Annotated in this window: 23 protein-coding genes and 1 pseudogene; 14 read left to right on the top strand and 10 right to left on the bottom strand. The window is 56.0% G+C overall.

Annotation, left to right across the window (positions count from 1 at the left end; genetic code table 11):
• From AC19YT_RS26830 to AC19YT_RS26770, 13 genes and pseudogenes are all read left to right on the top strand, one after another.
• Nucleotides 1–116 (top strand): annotated as a pseudogene (locus AC19YT_RS26830) (IS30 family transposase); the annotation flags it as partial.
• A complete protein-coding gene (locus AC19YT_RS26825) occupies nt 100–651 on the top strand; it encodes a DotA/TraY family protein (RefSeq protein WP_500611305.1) in 552 nt (183 codons plus the stop codon). The pseudogene AC19YT_RS26830 and the gene AC19YT_RS26825, both read left to right, overlap by 17 nt.
• Before the next feature lie 109 nt (nt 652–760).
• Nucleotides 761–976 (top strand): helix-turn-helix domain-containing protein, encoded by a 216-nt coding sequence (locus AC19YT_RS26820; protein WP_019719043.1) that lies wholly within the window; start codon nt 761–763, stop codon nt 974–976.
• A gap of 28 nt (nt 977–1,004) precedes the next feature.
• The gene (gene excA, locus AC19YT_RS26815) at nt 1,005–1,646 is read left to right on the top strand and encodes a plasmid IncI1-type surface exclusion protein ExcA (RefSeq protein WP_048402778.1); all 642 of its coding nucleotides are present in this window, start codon (nt 1,005–1,007) and stop codon (nt 1,644–1,646) included.
• Between the two features lie 119 nt (nt 1,647–1,765).
• Nucleotides 1,766–2,965 (top strand): secretion/conjugation apparatus DotM-related subunit, encoded by a 1,200-nt coding sequence (locus AC19YT_RS26810; RefSeq protein WP_048402776.1) that lies wholly within the window; start codon nt 1,766–1,768, stop codon nt 2,963–2,965.
• Between the two features lie 78 nt (nt 2,966–3,043).
• Nucleotides 3,044–4,138 carry a thioredoxin fold domain-containing protein gene (locus tag AC19YT_RS26805; RefSeq protein WP_048402774.1) on the top strand — a complete coding sequence of 365 codons (1,095 nt, stop codon included), beginning with the start codon at nt 3,044–3,046 and terminating at the stop codon, nt 4,136–4,138.
• A complete protein-coding gene (trbC, locus tag AC19YT_RS26800) occupies nt 4,125–6,383 on the top strand; it encodes an F-type conjugative transfer protein TrbC (RefSeq protein WP_048402772.1) in 2,259 nt (752 codons plus the stop codon). The genes AC19YT_RS26805 and trbC overlap by 14 nt, the downstream gene beginning before the upstream one ends.
• A gap of 139 nt (nt 6,384–6,522) precedes the next feature.
• On the top strand, nt 6,523–7,023 hold the full coding sequence (ssb, locus tag AC19YT_RS26795) for a single-stranded DNA-binding protein (protein WP_048402770.1): 501 nt from the start codon (nt 6,523–6,525) through the stop codon (nt 7,021–7,023).
• Nucleotides 7,024–7,246: 223 nt separating this feature from the next.
• Nucleotides 7,247–7,468, top strand: a complete 222-nt coding sequence (locus AC19YT_RS26790; protein WP_048402768.1) for a ribbon-helix-helix protein, CopG family — start codon at nt 7,247–7,249, stop codon at nt 7,466–7,468.
• 418 nt (nt 7,469–7,886) lie between these two features.
• Nucleotides 7,887–8,660: a hypothetical protein gene (locus AC19YT_RS26785; RefSeq protein WP_048402766.1), complete on the top strand. Its 774-nt coding sequence runs from the start codon at nt 7,887–7,889 to the stop codon at nt 8,658–8,660.
• A gap of 652 nt (nt 8,661–9,312) precedes the next feature.
• Nucleotides 9,313–9,618, top strand: coding sequence for a hypothetical protein (locus tag AC19YT_RS26780; protein ID WP_169906933.1), 306 nt, complete (start codon nt 9,313–9,315; stop codon nt 9,616–9,618).
• Between the two features lie 756 nt (nt 9,619–10,374).
• Nucleotides 10,375–10,587 carry a hypothetical protein gene (locus AC19YT_RS26775; protein ID WP_024126000.1) on the top strand — a complete coding sequence of 71 codons (213 nt, stop codon included), beginning with the start codon at nt 10,375–10,377 and terminating at the stop codon, nt 10,585–10,587.
• 51 nt (nt 10,588–10,638) lie between these two features.
• On the top strand, nt 10,639–10,872 hold the full coding sequence (locus tag AC19YT_RS26770; RefSeq protein ID WP_048402763.1) for a hypothetical protein: 234 nt from the start codon (nt 10,639–10,641) through the stop codon (nt 10,870–10,872).
• Between the two features lie 101 nt (nt 10,873–10,973).
• On the opposite strand, the gene AC19YT_RS26765 is transcribed toward AC19YT_RS26770, so the two are convergent.
• The 8 genes from AC19YT_RS26765 to AC19YT_RS26730 all read right to left on the bottom strand — a co-directional run bounded on the left by AC19YT_RS26765 (nt 10,974) and on the right by AC19YT_RS26730 (nt 14,930).
• On the bottom strand, nt 10,974–11,201 hold the full coding sequence (locus AC19YT_RS26765; RefSeq protein ID WP_048402762.1) for a hypothetical protein: 228 nt from the start codon (nt 11,199–11,201) through the stop codon (nt 10,974–10,976).
• A gap of 2 nt (nt 11,202–11,203) precedes the next feature.
• The gene (locus tag AC19YT_RS26760; protein ID WP_048402760.1) at nt 11,204–11,566 is read right to left on the bottom strand and encodes a hypothetical protein; all 363 of its coding nucleotides are present in this window, start codon (nt 11,564–11,566) and stop codon (nt 11,204–11,206) included.
• A gap of 136 nt (nt 11,567–11,702) precedes the next feature.
• Nucleotides 11,703–12,272, bottom strand: coding sequence for a 3'-5' exonuclease (locus AC19YT_RS26755; protein WP_082149451.1), 570 nt, complete (start codon nt 12,270–12,272; stop codon nt 11,703–11,705).
• Nucleotides 12,273–12,286: 14 nt separating this feature from the next.
• Nucleotides 12,287–12,823, bottom strand: coding sequence for a hypothetical protein (locus AC19YT_RS26750; protein WP_053221386.1), 537 nt, complete (start codon nt 12,821–12,823; stop codon nt 12,287–12,289).
• 6 nt (nt 12,824–12,829) lie between these two features.
• On the bottom strand, nt 12,830–13,267 hold the full coding sequence (locus tag AC19YT_RS26745; protein WP_012477632.1) for a type II toxin-antitoxin system VapC family toxin: 438 nt from the start codon (nt 13,265–13,267) through the stop codon (nt 12,830–12,832).
• Nucleotides 13,264–13,500, bottom strand: coding sequence for a type II toxin-antitoxin system VapB family antitoxin (vapB, locus tag AC19YT_RS26740; RefSeq protein WP_012477631.1), 237 nt, complete (start codon nt 13,498–13,500; stop codon nt 13,264–13,266). The genes AC19YT_RS26745 and vapB overlap by 4 nt, the downstream gene beginning before the upstream one ends.
• Before the next feature lie 9 nt (nt 13,501–13,509).
• Nucleotides 13,510–13,935: a DUF192 domain-containing protein gene (locus tag AC19YT_RS26735; RefSeq protein WP_015272397.1), complete on the bottom strand. Its 426-nt coding sequence runs from the start codon at nt 13,933–13,935 to the stop codon at nt 13,510–13,512.
• A gap of 362 nt (nt 13,936–14,297) precedes the next feature.
• Entirely contained in the window at nt 14,298–14,930 is a 633-nt protein-coding gene (locus AC19YT_RS26730; RefSeq protein WP_048402755.1) for a DNA-binding protein, read from the bottom strand.
• 410 nt (nt 14,931–15,340) lie between these two features.
• On the opposite strand from AC19YT_RS26730, the gene AC19YT_RS26725 reads away from it, so the two are divergent.
• Complete coding sequence (locus AC19YT_RS26725; RefSeq protein WP_048402754.1) at nt 15,341–15,577, top strand: hypothetical protein; 237 nt, start codon at nt 15,341–15,343, stop codon at nt 15,575–15,577.
• 188 nt (nt 15,578–15,765) lie between these two features.
• On the opposite strand, the gene AC19YT_RS26720 is transcribed toward AC19YT_RS26725, so the two are convergent.
• Together AC19YT_RS26720 and AC19YT_RS26715 are read right to left on the bottom strand one after the other, a co-directional pair.
• On the bottom strand, nt 15,766–16,152 hold the full coding sequence (locus AC19YT_RS26720) for a hypothetical protein (protein ID WP_048402751.1): 387 nt from the start codon (nt 16,150–16,152) through the stop codon (nt 15,766–15,768).
• Nucleotides 16,136–16,321: a hypothetical protein gene (locus AC19YT_RS26715; protein WP_048402749.1), complete on the bottom strand. Its 186-nt coding sequence runs from the start codon at nt 16,319–16,321 to the stop codon at nt 16,136–16,138. The genes AC19YT_RS26720 and AC19YT_RS26715 overlap by 17 nt, the downstream gene beginning before the upstream one ends.
• Nucleotides 16,322–16,573 lie beyond the last annotated feature (252 nt).

The raw sequence follows: 16,573 nt of genomic DNA, 5'->3' as shown, positions 1-16,573 counted from the left end.
CCGTCGAAGCCGTCAATCGGACAGTAGCGAGGATCAATCTACGCCCGCGCAAGCGCTTGGGCTGGAAGACGCCGTACGAAGTGCATACAGGGGTGAGCGTTGCACTTATGTGTTGAATTCAGGGGGGTATTTAACTGGATTGTCAGTGTCTTGGTGGGTTGTGCCGCTGGTCCAATGTGGGCTGCAACGCACTTGGGGGCGGAGGAAGACAAAGGTAGTCGGAGTGCCTACGGCTATATCTTCTTGATCGACATGATGTTGCGACCGGCACTGATGGTGCTGGGTTTCTTCTTTGCGGCCGTGGCCGTTATGGCTGGGGGCACAATCCTTAATCTGCTGTTCGCCTCTGCACTGGCTAATGCCAATGCGGACTCCATTGTTGGGCTGTTCAAGATGATTGGCTGGTTGATGATCTACGCCCGTATCGCGACCTTTGGTGTCACTCGGATCTTTGGTCTGCAAGCGTCCCTTGCTGACTATGTGATTTCGTTCCTGGGCGGTCGTGAAGGGGCCAATGTGATGGGCGGTATGGTTGATAACATGAAGGGTATGTTCGGTGCTGCAGGCGGTGGGGCACAGCGCATGCCGGGTATGCGAAGCCAGCCTAGGCGCAATCCTGGCGGTGGAGGTGGAGGGGACGGTATTCAATGATCAGTTACAAACAAGTTTCTGCTGTCCGATAAACGGCGGACTGGGTAACAGTGTTATCCGCTACGCTGTATTCATGGTTAAGGTGCTATGACAGCAGGAATCTTGTTTGATGAAGCCTGATGCTTGCAATCACAATCCAGATCCGCGTTATCTACGCGAGCTGATCGATAAGGCCGGGATTAGTCAACGCAAGGCGGCCCAGCTGCTTGGTATGTCGTGGACAGGCTTTCGAAATTACCTGCGTGATGAGTCTGAGCCGCTGTATAGGGTGGCCGATTATCGGGTTCAGTTTGCGCTTGAGTGTTTAGCCGATTCAACAGGATGAAATTCTTCTCAATCATGAGGGTAAGGTCATGGTGCAACGATTGAAAACCGCCAAAGAGGGATGGGTTGGGATCGTAAAAAGTCTCTATATGTTTTTTGCATTCCCATTTTTACTGTTCATAGGCGTAGTAATGTTTTTCATGGTGACATCAGGCAAGTCCATGGGGCGAGTCGCAGATGACGCATTGGGTACTGTTATTATCTGGGCCGTAATAATTGTATCAATTGGGACATTTGCATATGGCGTATGGAGCCGGAATCGCTTACTCAAAAAAATCACGGCGTATCTTCGTGATTCTGCGTACTACGCCCCTGAAATTGGCTACGAAATGTATCGCCAAGGTGAGGGCAAGTACCTGGGGATCGACAAGAAAAATGGAACGATTTTGTATGTTCATAGAATCCGTAAAGGACAGGTGGACGTAGTGGGCTTGACCATGGATGACTGGACCAACCGCGAAGTTGAAGGGAACATGTTTCGTCTAAATACCAAGTTCCCTGACCTGCCGCGTATTGAAATCGCTACTCCTTGGGCACAGCGCTGGTTCGATACCTTGGGGGCTATGGAATACCAAAAAACCAACGTAGCTAAGCCGTTTGCGCAGCACGTGCGCGACCAGATCGAAAAATTGGAAAGCGATTTCAAGATTCAAATCCCACGCCTGGCGTGAAGCAATAGATCCCCTTTCTCGTTTTACCCTCCCACACTGCCCATTCGGGCGGTGTGATTGTTTGTGGGCCATTAATGGCCATTCCGGTTAGTTGGTTTTAATCTTCGTAGGAAATCCCAATGCAAAATCGACCTCAACAAAGCGCGTGGGAGGGCGAACAAGCGTATGTGTTTCTAGCGTTTTGTGCCGCTGTACTGCTGTGCTGGCTATTTTTCGATTCGTTCGTGTACTGGACTACCTGGACGCTTTATTGGTTATGGAAAATAGTGGACTTCGGGCCACTTCATACCTGGGCCGGGGGCAAGATCAACCTTCTGGCTGAGGTAGCCAATAACGCCAAGGACATTACGTTGAACGAATGGATCGACGTGATGAACCAAACCAGCGGGATCTTCATGCTATTCCTCGTACCGCTAGTGGTGATGAGTGCGATGGGATTGGCGCAACACCCGGCGCTGCCGTTTCGCAGTAAACGGATGGTGAACATCCACACTCTGCCTGGACTGGTGAGTGCGTTTGCCCCCTCAGTGATACCAGTCTTGGCCGCATCAGGGCCTGATGGTTTGATGAATGACACCTCGGCCGCTAATGCCTGGGCGCTCAAGCCCGAAGAGTTTGCCGATCGGTACAACCTGGTGCAGCGCAAAGTGCTGGATCTGGAGGCATCGCGTTCGGCGTTTGAAGCTCAGATCGGCGGTGTTCATAACGGTCTTTCGGACTGGACACCTTATGAGCGGGCCTTGTTGGCCGTGTTTGGTCAGCAGGTGTTTCTCGATGATCGCAAAGCGGCAACTCGATTGCTTGATGACCTGAACCGCTCTTGTATGGTCAGTGGTTTGTTGCGCCGCAAACGCTACTCGGTGACGCCGCTCTACCGATTGGCTGATAAGGGCTTTGAGCGCCTAAAACAGGCTCCAGGCGTCAGTGAGTGGTTGGAAAGCCATATATCGGTGCGAACTGCATTAGTCGGCTTGTACGGGCGCGATCTTCGCTTACCGCCTGCGCGGTTCCGCTGGCTCAAAGGCGTCGACCGCACGTTGTGGTATGCCCTGCATAGCGCGGACACCGCGAAGGTGTTTGTTGAGGGCGCCGGTGTGCAGGCTCAAGCGCGGGCAGAGGTTCATGCCCAAAAGAAGGGTTTGCCACGTCCCGGATTGATGGTCACGCAAGCCATCGAAGGCTTGCAGATTGAGCTGGAAAGCATCGGCCTGGTTTACCCGCGCGAAGTCATCACGGCCAAACGTCGAGAGGTTTCTGATGTTCCCGTTATGACGGCGATTTATGCCGTGCAGGAAACGGTGGCCAACGAGCCAGGCTAATAGCTGCTGAATTATCTGTGTACCTCCCCGCACTGTTCTGACGCTCCATCCCTACCTATTTCGACTAGAGGAAACCCCATGGCCTCGGCATCCCTGCACGCGCCGTTTTCGGTGCTTATCAAAGCTAATCACCTTGTCATCACTCAGACAGTAGATAGCGTCAGCCGCACGCTCTGTACCTTGGACCTACGCCAAAAGCCCTCCTTTTATTTGAACAATGGCAATGTGGTTTGCCGTGCTGCTCAGGGGTTTGAATTCTCACTCGAAACCCTTAATAACGATGAGGCGCAGGACCTACTCAACCAGCTGGTCACCGTGCAGTTACACCATTCCACCCTAAAGGACATACTCAAAGTGACCGGCGTGGTGCTAGCTGTAGCCGCACTCACCTTCGGCTATTTTTGGGTTAAGGCAGAGGACATACAGCCAATCTCAACGCCGGTTGGCCTGGCAGTCACCAGTCCGGTACTCAGCGCACCTAAACCCTTGACTCCCCTCCCGGTCCTCAGCGCTCCAAGCGCAGCTGCGGTACGGCCGATAGAGCCAGCGCCAAGCCCGACAGCCTCAAGTGAGGTGCCAGATGACGGCTGGGCCTTGCCACAGGCGATCCGGGCCACGCTTCCGAGCAAGCTGCACAACGCGGCAGAGCGCAAGCTGTTTACCGTGGACTACTCCAGCGGCCACGCCCGGACGCTGTACGTCTTCGCTGATCCCAGTTGCCCCAACTGTAAGCGTCTGGAACCAGCATTGAATGCCATCTCTGACGCCTTCAACGTGGTGGTGTTTCCGGTACCGGTGATCGGTAAGGAAAAGTCGATTGCGGCCATTACGCCAGTGCTGTGCCTGCCACCTGAACAGCGCAAAGCGGCCTGGGACGCGTTGTTTGATTCGGCCCCTGATGGGCTGAACCTGGGCAAACAATCGGAAAAGCAGGCGTCGGAAGGGGCGGATTCAAAAGCGGCGCAACCTGGTGAATGCGATGTAGCCCTCAAGGCTCTGGGAATCAATCAGGTGGCCTATCAGGCCTATCTAATTCCTGGCACGCCTTGGGTGATTAGCGACGATGGCCGTTACGTGTCGCAGGCGCTTTTGCGCGACCCGCTGAAACTGCAAGCCTTCCTGGACGAACAACCGGCGCAGAAGGGCCAGGAGGTATCGGATGCGAGCCAATGACTACGCCGTCGAGCGTACGCGCCTAAACCGCCGGATTTACCACTCGGCATTGGGCGAGTGGATGATGGGGCCCGGAAGTCTCGCGTTGGGACTGGTCGGGTCCGTGGTGGGTGGCATCGTGTATCCGGCCAGCCTGTGGTTGAGCTTGCCCATCATGATTTTCTGGGCCCCCTCGATGCTGCTGGAACCCTGGCAGATGCCTATGCGGATGCCTTCGGACATGGACCGCTTCGATCCTTCGACGCAACGCCAGGTACCGGGCAAGTTACTGGGGTTTTTGCCGGTGACGGTCATGCGCACCTCCATGAGCAAGGCTGCTGGCATCTTGTATATGGGCTATTTGCGGGCCCGGGATGCCGGGCGTGAGCTGTGGCTCTCCATGGATGACATGACGCGCCATATTTTGATGTTCGGCACGACCGGCGCCGGCAAAACTGAGGCACTTTTGGGGTATGTCGTTGGCCAGCTCAGCTACGGGAAAGGGCTAATTTATTCTGACGGCAAGGCCCAAAACGATGTATCCGCCGCCATTACCTCCCTGGCACGGCGCTATGGCCGGGAGGATGACGTTCGGACAATGAGTTTCATCACGGGTGGTAAATCCCGGGCACAGGATCTGCTTGAAGGCAATAAAAGCCGAGGGCAGACCAACACCATCAATGCGTTTGGTATCGCCCAGGAAACCTACATCATCAACCTGATGGATTCGATGTTGCCCCCGGCCGGCAACGATGGTGGCTGGCAGGAGAAAGCCCGGGCCATGATCCAAGCCCTGGTGTTTGGCCTGGTGTACAAGTGCCGGCGTGAAGGGACGGTCATGTCTCAGCGCACGATTCAGGCACATTTACCGCTGCGCGCGATCGCCAAGCTCTATATCCAGGCAGTGGAGCAACAATGGCATGAAGAGGCCCGGTTACCGCTGGAAAACTACCTGGGCACTCTGGCCGGGTTTGACTTGGCCAAGGTGGACTCCCCTTCTGAATGGGCCCCGGAGGCACTGAATCAGCACGGGTATTTGATCCAGCAATTCACTCGCATGCTGGCCTTGTTTAACGACACCTACGGCCATGTGTTTGCCCTTGATGCCGGCGATATCGACCTCAAGGACGTGGTGCATAACGACCGCATCCTGCAGGTCTTGATTCCAGCTCTGGAAATTTCCTCGACCGAGGCGGCGACCCTTGGCCGTTTGTACGTGTCGCAGGCGGCCATGATCCTGAGCCAGGATCTGGGTGAGAAGCTGGAGGGTAAGCCCGAAGATATTCTGGTGATTCGCAAGTACAAGGACCGCTTCCCGTTCTTGTGGATCTTGGATGAGGTAGGGGCCTACTACACCGACAAAATAGGCGAGTTGGCGACGCAAGTGCGGTCCATTGGTATTTGCTTGCTGTTGGCGAGCCAGGAGGCGCAGCGCCTCAAATCCGCTGCCGGCGATAAAGTCTGGACGTTGATTGCCAACATGGGCACCCGGATCACCGGGAAAATCATGGACCCCAAAGACACGCTGGAGATCCTGCAGTTGATGGCGGGTGACGAGTATGTGCCTCAAATGTCCGGCTTGGTGCGTCAACCGGGCATGTTGAGTTCCAACTGGGAAGACTCCGACACCTTGACCATGAGCAAGGACAAAAAGGTCAGTGTCGAGGAAGTCCAGCAGCTGCAGGAGGGTGAAAACATCACCCTCTACAAAGGGAATGTGATTCGCGGCAGTTCCATGTATGTCGATGATGTCGACAAGCTTTCCAAGGAAGCCATCCATATCAACCGCTTTATCGAGGTCGCCCCGCCAGGGCTGGAGACCTTGTTGGCCGGTGCGCCTGCCAGGGTCCGGCGCAGCTATCCGCGTGCGGATCGAGTGCAACGGATTTTGCACCATGTGGCGATGAAGCCTGGTCGCAGCGACCTGGAAAGCCTGGTGCTGACTGATCCGTTGCTGGTGGCCTTGAATGACTTGGACGAGGAATGGCAAGCCATTTGGCGTCGGCGTCCAGGGGCAGCGGTGCGCAGCTCGTTGTTATGGAACACCGCATTGCAGCATGTCCCCAAGCGCGGCCGTGGTTATCAGGCGCAGTCGCGTACCGCACAGGCGTTAACGGTGGGCAGCAAGCGTCTGGAGGACTACCAGGCGCAGCACATCCGACCGGCCAATGTCCCGAATGCCCAAGCTGCAGCGCCTAGAGCTGCAGCGCCGAGGCCACATAGAAACGACCTGCAACCCCCGATCTATGAAGACGAAATGAATTAACGGGCGTCATCGAGTGGGCTTTGAGCGGGCCATGACACTACATGTTGTGTCGCCGGCAGCTGATCAAGGCACCACATCTAGTGGTACCGAGAAAAACTTGCACCTTGATTTTCAAACCCAAGTAACGAGGAGAAACACCATGGCACGCGGCGTAAATAAAGTGATTTTGGTTGGCACATGCGGGCAAGACCCGGAGTTGCGGTACACCCCCACCGGTAAGGCGGTAATCAATCTGAGCCTGGCCACCAGCGAACAATGGACCGACAAGCAGACTGGTCAAAAGGTTGAAAAGACCGAATGGCACCGCGTGGTGCTGTTTGACAAGGTGGCGGAAATCGCTGGGCAATACGTGCGTAAAGGCACTCAGGTTTACATTGAGGGCAAGTTGCAGACCCGAGAGTGGGAAAAGGACGGGATCAAGCGCTACGCCACGGAGATACATGTGGACATGCGCGGGACGATGCAGCTTTTGGGCGGGCGTCCACAGGGCGATCGACAGGCCTCTCAAGCGGGCCCGGACGACAACGTGCCTCGCCAGGCTCCCCGGCCGCAGCCGACCAATACCCAGGAGCCACAGTCTTCACCACAGTCAGAACCGGATCAGGACTACGATAATTTTGACGATGATTTGCCGTTTTGACCCCTACCGTTAACTGCTTTGTCAGGCGGAACAGCAGCGTAAATGCCTGTTCTGCCGACACTTAAGCGTGGTGAGCAATAGCGTGTTCAGAGGAGCGGCCGTCGCCGTATCGCTCTAAGTCCTTATCTGGCAAAGGTTTACCATCTGGGCCAAGCTTGACGTAATACCGTATAACTTCTAATCTGGCAGCGAGAGTCTTACCGTATTACCTTGGAATCTTATTATGTTTTCCGACCAGAAAATTTCCGTTGTCACCTTCAAGCTAGAAGAGCAAACCAAAAGGAGATTTGATGCCGCGATGCGTGCGGAGGGTACTACGGTGTCAAAAACCATACGCGAGGCGGTTTTGAGATATCTCAATGAGGTGGACGAGGGTGTAGAGCACCCACAGTTCCGCCTTGAGCTTAAAGATGAGGCGTCAAAGAAGAAAGAAGAACAACATTAAGCACTTACGTACCATTCACAGAGAGTTTTAACGTGTAGATACCGAATCGCAGAAACCAAAAAGCCCGGCTGGTAACCGGGCTTTTTGGAAAATTCTGAACAGGTCTTTCTCTTTTCGACGGGGATGACCTGTTCAACAACAACAAACGGTAAGCCGATTATGGCGCGTACTGCGGTTTCTTGCAAGTCGCAGAATGTCAACATAATTAGCTTGCCGCCAAACGGCGTATTAAAATGGAATTCGAATTTGCAGCGGCTGTGCACGCCCCATACGGCAACAGATCGCAAATCACAGTAGTCATGGCTCCTCCCCTGAACGGTAACTGCTACCGCTGGAGGGAGTCTTGATGGCAAAGCTAAAAGTCGTTCGACTTGACCCTTCTAATCCCCACTCTGCATTGCGACGAGCTGCCCGGCCTATGCCGGCGTCTTATGCGGCACCGCGACACCTCACTGAACAGCAGCTGAAAAACCCCCTGATTCGTTCTGCCTTTGAGCGGCTGAGTAATATGGTCCAGTACCGTGGCCGCTATCTGCGTCGTTTAGACCGTGTGAATGGCGATCGCCGTACCCGTATCGAGAAGTTCGTAGCGATCGAGAAGTCAGCCGAGCAGATGCTGATTCGTCTGGATCTGGCCACCGGCGTCCTGGGCTACCTCGATGAAGACAATGGACGCTATGTCCTCAATACCCAGCGTCGTATTGCTGAGGACTCGCCTATTTCAGCACCGGTGCTTTGCCGGCTATTTCAGACCTTCGACGCGGCCGGGTATGTGTACCGACGCATCGAGCGTGTGCGCCTGGATGAAAAGGACGAGAACGGCTTGCACCTGGTGCGTACACGCGTGCTTATCCGCTTCACCAAACTCTTCTGGAAAGACCTTGGGTTACTGCATGTGTTTGAGCGGGTGCAGAACTCCGCGCGCAAACGTCGCCAGGTTCAATTGAATGTGATTGGCCAGCGTCGTCTCGACGACATGGAGCGCCATTCGAAGGAACTGCTGCGTCGTGAAGTGTCCCGTAATCGTTGGCGTGCCAAAGAAAGCCGCGAATCAGACGACAGGCCGGCATCAGTGGGCCAGAGCCAATCGCCAGACGGTGGACCATCGAAGCCGCAGGCGGTGACTGGTAACCAGGTTACTGACAGGTTGAGCAAGCTGTTGGCCAACGTCGCTGTCAAGGCGTCAGGCTAAGCTTCCAAACACTACCCTTCCTTCCCTTTTTTCTGTATCCGCTCACGCGGAGGCCGCTTCACGCCTGCGATTTGTGCGTGTCCCAGGGACAGCTGGCCATCTCTCGAAAAAGCCACTGATTCGCCGGTGTCGCCGGCATTTCTGGCTCGTGTTCTGGAGCCCGTCGAGGTCACCGGCCGGGGCTTTAAAATAAATGGAATTTTATACCCCCTTCAGTTTCCCCCTACGGGTAAAAAACAGGGCTTTACGAGGTGTACCACCTCTCAGATAGCGCCCGTGCAAAGTCGTGCCTACGGCACGGCACGGTAAAGAGCATGGGGCTACTCGCCCCAAACCCCGGCAGAGGCCTGCGGCCCCTGCACCCGCTGCCTGGAAACAAACCCGACTACCGCGTAACAGCCTGTCTAAGCGGCCCAGGGCGATAAAGCTGCCCTGCCCTGGCCTCCGGCCACCCTTCGGGCGCTAAGACCCGGATAAATCGCCCCAGGACGGCAAGCCGCCCTGCGCCTCAACCGGGCGCGTGTGCGCGCAGGCTCATTTTACGGATCAGAAACGCGAATGCTGCCATGTGCCTTCGGTGAAGGCATTGATTTAAAGATTTCCGACCAGATCCTAAACCCTTGCTATGAGACTTGTACGGTGGTTATGGTTTATGAAGTTCGACAAAATCACTGACATTAATGAGGCGTTTATGAGTTTTGATATTGAGAGATTTATTGCTGGTAACGGTTTAGGTCCGTGGGCTGACCTGGGGCCCACTGATGTTCAAAAGGAAGGTACATATCGCCGTGGTTATCACCAGGCTATGGCTGAGGTTATGGTTCTTCTCAGCAATGGCGAACAACTCACCGCAGAAATACTTACTGAATGGGTAGAGGGAGACGGTATGAAGTGGCGGAAAGATGTACCACTCGACCGTCATATCTTGGCGCCGGCTTTGATAAAGCCTATTTCCTAGATCTAAAGCGGGCGTCGGGGAGTGGTAGATGCACAAGTGTGTTTCGACAATGGCCCGGGCGTTTTTAGTGGTGGCCTCGCATGAGGCCGTTTGAAAATAAGTCGAAAATTGTGCATTTATTGTAATGACTAGTGGTGACATAACTCTGTTGGGTTGATAGAATATGAACACCAGCATCGCACCGGCGCTGATACCTGAAACGAGCGGCGGCTACCGCTCCAGGTAAACCTTGTAGGGGAATCAATCATGGGCAAACCAGTACCTGTCACTCTTTTCCATGCTTACTTCGGTGGGCAAAACATTGATTCTTTTGAAGCGAAAGGTAAACGCGGTGCAGAGGCTTACATCAAGCGTCGTTACAGCTCTTCCGAAAAAGTTGTGATCTGTCCTGGGGGTGTAAGCCGGAACCCCAGAAAATTCCGTCAACCTAGTTGGATAGGCCCCAACCCCTTGAGCCCTTGAGGCGTGGCGGGAAGACATCGGCATTGCCCGTGGCTGGATCGACGCCTTGCAGTGCGAGGGGTTGATTGATGAGGCGACCTTTCGGGCGCTGGATGCCGAGATCGATGCGGCGGTGACCAAGTGGGACGGCGTCGCGCCGGAGTAAGTTCGCGTTACCCATAACGCCGGTACCGGAAAAACTTTGCACCTAATCGGGAAAACTTTTCCGGCCAATCTTACGAAAAAAGGGCACCCCTGCCGGGATGGATGATGCGCTACGCTGGCTACTTCAATACGGCAATCTAAGGAATAGTCATGAGCTTTGCGCATATCGGAAAAATCAAGGAAGTGAGCGATTTTATTCAAGCCAATGAGCTGATCGAGGCGGGATATGAGCTGTTGCAGATAGTGCCAGGCATAACCAGCGACCGAGATCCTTGCACGCTGTTCTATCTCGGCCAGCACAAGCCGAAGGCCGCAGACCCCGAGGGCGAGTATGTCGACGGCGAGTGGGTGCCGAAGGAGTGACGCCGCGTTACCCATAACGACAAATGAACCCCCACCACGAGCGAGAACGATATGACCACACCGAAGAACCCGTTTGAAGGCCTGCCACGTCATCACATGATGTTTCTCAACCTGCGCGATGGTGGGGAAACACCGGCTCGCCGAGGCGCCACCGTGGCTGAGTTCTATGGGGTCACGCTGGACGAGCTGAAAGAAAATTGCATCAAGGCCGGTGAAGAGCTGATCGCCGAGCGCGGCGAATTGCTGGTGTACGAACAGCCCGTGTACGACTGGGCGAAAAGCTAAGTCCGCTGCGTTAGGGGTTTGAAGTCCAACGGAACGGGAACGTACGTTAGCGTTCCGTTGGACTTCAACCCCCTATAACCAGCTAGGTGGCAGAACACGATTCACTCCTCTGACCAGTGGGTTGCACGTCCGCCGAGGCGTCGCGCCAGGCGCTGGATGTCGTCGATACCGGCAGAACGCAATGAAGGTTGGCGTTTATTGACTGCTAAGGCGGCATCGCAAGCGGCATTCCATGCTTTACCACGCTGGTGACGCAATGCACGCAGCGCTTCGATCAGCAGCTCCCGCTCATCATCGCTTAAACCTTCGACCGACGTCGTCTTGACCATGATCAGGACTCGCTCACGTCGCCATCTTCATAGGACAAGCTTTCGGGGTAGAGGGTTGTCAACTGGGACAAGGTTTCCTGCACCTGCTCCAGCGAGGTTATCAGGCTGTGCACCTGGTCTTCCAGATCGACGGCTAACTCGAACAGTTCGTCTACTCGGCTGCGTGATCCCTCGTTAAACACAGCCATCGCCAGTTGATGCAGCTTCAACAGGTCAGTGCGCAGCTGCGGCGGCCCGCCGTGCTCGCTGTCGTTCAGGTCGCAGCGCAGTACGTCCACGGCATCGACTGCACGCAGTAATGTGGCCGTCTCGAAGTTCTCTGGTGACAATTCGTCCCACTCTTCATCGGTGATGCTGATTGTCATGTTAGTCCCTCCCTTGTTCTGAGCAGAGTTCGGCATTCTACAGGGGCCAATTAACACACGCGGCTCGACTCCAGCGGACTGTCGGAAAATAGTTGATTTCCGGCGCTGCTGAGCCAAGCACGAAAACGGCACTCTTTCAGGGGTAAAGCGTATACGTAAAACCATGTCGGATAGACGAAGCAGCCGGAAACCTAGCTTCAGACCTTTTCCGACGGAATTTTCTGGGGTTCCGGCTTACACCCCCGTATTGCTCTGCGATCTCCGGCCAGGCCGGCGCGGTGGCCACCATGTCATTGGTGATGCGGTGAATCCCTGTGGCCTCCGCTGGAATTGGCTGAGTAGGGCGTATCAGCGTGTTGAGTAGGGGCGTGCCGCTCGCGTCGAGGATCGTGATTTCGCACACCTCGTCGCCATCACCCACGCCCGTTGTTTCAGTGTCCAGCAGCAGACAATCCCCCTCGATCAGCGCCTGGGCACGGGCGGCCACGGCCTTCCGCCGAAGCTGCGCCGCGCTCGGCTCCCATTTCCAGGGCACGCAATCGGCGGGATCGTATACATCGTAGGCCCCGCGGCCTTGCCAGACGCTGCCGGCAGGCCGGGTGCTATACCCCGGCATTAGTCGGTGGCGTGCCTTGAGGTCACGGCAGCAAAGCCAGCCGTTGGCCTCCGCTTCCGCTGGGGTGAGGTGAATACGCGCCCTTGCCATGCCGGGGCCTCCTGTCAGTTGTCGCCAGTGATGATCGTGTGACGGGCCTGGGAAACGTCCAGCGTGCCGGCGCGACCGTCTGCAAAGCGAACAGCCATGGTCGTTTCCGGGATGCCGGCGACAGCGTGCGCATCGGCGCGCAACCCTTCCTCGCTGCGGTGGGCCAGCAGCTCGAAAAGCACAAAGGCGTCATTGGCGGCGTCCACGCTATCCCGTGCCAAGGCTTCGTTGAGGCTCTGCTTGAGCCAGTTCGAGGCGGTGGGGTCGGCCAGCGTGGCAGCGATGCTATCGGCAAACTGTGCGGTACCGGATGGCTCGCGGTTGCTGCTGACGGCCTGGGCGGCCTCACGGTCAATAGCGCGCAACTGATCGCGGGCGGGCTGGCTAAGCCCGCTGTGGAACTCGGCAAGCTGGGCCAGGCCGGTGAGCTGCCACCAGGCTGAGGTAAAGCCGTCGCTACGTTCGGGGCCATTGGGCAGGGTAAGCGCACCTTTCAACTGAGTGAGGTGCAGTTGGGCGCAATCAATGATGGCTTGTTCCAGTTCGGTCATGGCGTATCAACTCTTGGTAATGGCGGGTTGGGTCCAGTCCTCAAGGACTAGGCCAGGAACGCGAGCAAATTCGCGAGTGTTGTTCGTGACCAGAACACACCCAGCGGCCAGGGCATGGCCGGCTATCGCTGCATCGTTGTTGCCAATGGGCGTACCCAGGCGGGCGAGGGCGGTGCGGATCTGCGTTGTTTGATCTACGGCGGCGGCGTCCCAGGACAGGATGGCGTCCAGGCGCTGGATGAAGGCATCGACCATCGCTGCAACCTTGGGCGATGCCTTGGGGTTGGCGGCCCCGAAACGCATTTCGGAGTAGGTGATGGCCGAAACGACAATCCGGTGCTGATTAGTGACTGCCTGTTCCAGCTTGGCCAGCACCGCGTCGGGGCGCTCGCGCATGATGAACGAACAGATGTTCGTATCGAGCATGTACGTCTTTTTGCTCATGTGAAGTCACCCAGGAAACGGTCTTCCTCGATCACATCCTTTCGCTCGGTCAGAAAGTCAGGATCTGCGGCCGCCACGTCGCGCAACGATGCCCAGGAGGGGCGCACAGGGCGCAGGATCAGCGTTTCGCCGTCGCGGATAATCTCCAGCTCGGAAACGCCCTGGTACTCCATATCCCGAGGGATGCGGATCGCCTGGTTTCGGCTGTTCATGAAAATGGAAACGGTACGCATGGGAACCTCCTACAAGTTGAAACACGTTGAGGCGGTGATGGTGCTGCCGCGCTCGATGCCCAGGTTTGCAAGCTGGCCGCGTGGCACCTCGATAATGCCGAGGGCGGGCCGCAATGATGAATGCTTGGCGGTTGTGTGTGGCTCCAGCTCTTGTACGCTCTGGATAACCCCGTCTGCTCCGATCCAAGCCGCGTCTAATGGGGCAGGGGTGTTCTTCATCCACACAAATCGCACTGCCGGCGTAGTCCAGAGAAACAGCATGCCTCGCCCTGGATCTGGCCTACCGGCGAGGCCCTGCGCCTGTGCGGCTTCGGTGGTGGCCACGGGTAGGTCGAGTGTCGCGCCATTCTGGAACGACAACCGGCAATCATCGCTATAAGCCGGTGTGGTGAGCACGGCCCCCAAAAGCAACGCAGGTAAGCAGCGGTTGAGCATCGGAACCTCCTTCAATCTCTAAGAGAATCCTAGCATATGGCAAGCATATGTCAACTGAGCAATTGAGCGCTCTGTGGTGCGTCGTTATACTGCGGGCATGCGCTCCTTCGCAGAGCACTAGAAGCCCGTTTTGCATTGCCGTGCAGCGGGCTTCGCCATTTCTGGCCCCCATGTAATCCCTCCCCAAATATCCCCAAATCGTCGTAGAGCCTGGTGCGCGTGGCTGACTAGCGAGGCTTGCCCGAGTCTGTCCGGTGCGAGCGGCTGGCCGCTGCCGGCAGGCAAGAAAAAGCCCGCATCGCGGGCTTGGGGAAGTGCTGATACCGATCAACTCATTAAGTCGGGGATGGTTCGCTTGTGGGTTACTTGCCCTTCTTAGCCAGGCCAAGCTGTTTTTCCAGAGCCTCTACCTGTCCTTCGGCGCGTGCTGCGCGGTCCAGGGCCTGGCGTTCGTTCTTGCGTGCCTCGATAGCTTCTGAGTCCTTTTCGTTGGCCCTGGTGACAGCCCGGTGGATCTCCTGGGCGCTGTGCTCCTTCTGGTGTTTCAACTCCAGCTCGGCGCGTTCCTCCAGAGCATGGTATTTAGCCTGTAGCTCCCGGTATAGGGCTGCGGTTTCCTCCAGGCTGGCGATCTTGGCGCGCAGCTCGTTCAGTTCTGCATCCATGCTGTCAGCCAGTGCAATAGCTTCCTCGGCCTGCTCGCGGATCTGCGCGGCATTCTCTTCGATCACCCGGCGTTTCCCGTCCAGGGCCTGGTCGGCAGCAACGCGGGCCAGATTCCAGATATCGGCGCCGAAGTTCTCAAGCAACTGGGCCAGGGCAGCCGGTGGTGGGTCGATGAGTGGTTGGGCCTCTTGTTGCTTGCGGTTCTTCCACTCGCTCATGGCCTCCTGAATGGTCGTAAAGCTGCCGACGCCACCCAGGCGCTTGCGCACGTTGGCCAGGGTGGGCTTAGTGCCGTCAGCGTCCAGTTCGTCGGCGGCTTTCCAGATCATTTCCTTCGTGAGTGCGGGGTTTGGGGAGCAATGGAACCGAAAACCAACGTAAGCACGAATTAGAGTTCGCTTTACTCGTATGTGACTGTTGATTGGAGAACTCTGATTGTCGAAACGAGTTTATCGAACCGCTTTTCGGATGTTTACGGTCCTTCCTGATGTTCGTTAAAGCGGTTTCATAAAACGGTGGTTTTATCGTACTCCCCAGACAGAGCGCTGGTTTGCGGGCAGGTACTGGGCTTAAGTGCGTTTACTGTTCCATTGCTCCCCGAACCCCAGGTCGCTGCCAGTCGAGTGGCGGCCAGCGGGCCCGGCGCTCGGCTGGCAGTGGCCAGGCTGGCCTCCGAAGCCAATTTGGTCTAAATGAAGTACGCTCACGCAGCCATTAAGGCGCATCACAGGAGTCTGAAATGAGTGAGCAATACGATCCCGAAGGCGTTTATGACGTCATCGAGCCAGAGGGGAGCAAGACCGGCGAGCTGCGCCAGGGCCGCTATTTTGAAACCACATGGGAAGTGGGTAAGGTTGAAGGCGATGTGTTTCATTACAACGGCAAGCCGGCTGGCAAGCTTGAAGGTTTGACGCTAACGCGTGACGATCCACCCGGCGCCAAATTGACTCAGTTCAAATTGGTGCGCCAAGAGTAACCGTGGTTTACCACTAACAAAAAGCCCCGCTACTGCAGGGCTTTTGCACGACCTGGCCGATCAGATCAGATCAGAATCTCGATACCGTGCTTTCCACGATGGCCAACTGCTTGATGGCCATGCCGCTTGGACGCTTATCGTCGGCTTGAGTTAAGGCATGAAAAAACCGCCTTCAGGCGGTTTGGGCGTCACACCAATTTATGGGCAGCGGGTAATGTGAACGGGTCGTGATCGCCGTAATCCACCAGCTTCACATGGCGTGCGCTTTCGTTGTACGTAAAGTGCAGAACCCAGTCCGACACCTCGTATTTGGCATTCGGATTTTTTGACGGCTTCCAGGTGGGGATACCAATGTGCGCATGCCAATACTTGTTGGCTTTGGCATCCGCCCTTCTGATCGCGGCATCTGGGTAGTGGTCTGGCACAATCCAGCTTGGTTTGATCTTGCCTTGCCAGCCGGATAGGCCATGGTCTTCACAATGTGTCCAGAAGGCGTCGATCTGATCGAGGTCTCGCTCGGGTAATTTGTCGTAAAGGTTACCAAAATAAACGCTCAGGCTAACGGTTAGCGACATTCGACAGCTGCTCACGCACAAAGCGACGACGCGCCTCTTTGGTTAATCCTTTAGGAACATGAATCTCGCCGCTGTCCAGGGACATGCGCATACGTTCCATGTTGTAAAAAACGGGCGCATCGAGGTCGTGCTCCGTTTTTTTGGGGGACATTTTCAGTTCGAATATCACGAGAACTCCTCGACCCGGCATTGGCAAGGTCATTTTGTTGCTGAGGATCGTGCGTCTGTCATAGATGACAATGACTCACTTGTACTCACTTGTAATTCACATTCTATGCCGTCCTATGCCAGTAGTCACTCCTGAATTCATAGAATAAGCGCAACGCTTGAAACGAGAGGCAGAGAGCCAGCCACCGGTAGAATCCAGGCTCTCACACCGAAGGATTCAAGCGCAGATGACTACGCATTACCGGCAGCTGAC

This window comes from Pseudomonas sp. MF08875 (assembly GCF_059862525.1).
The sequence above is the reverse complement of the archived record's forward strand: the minus strand, read 5'-3'. Positions and strand labels throughout refer to the sequence as shown.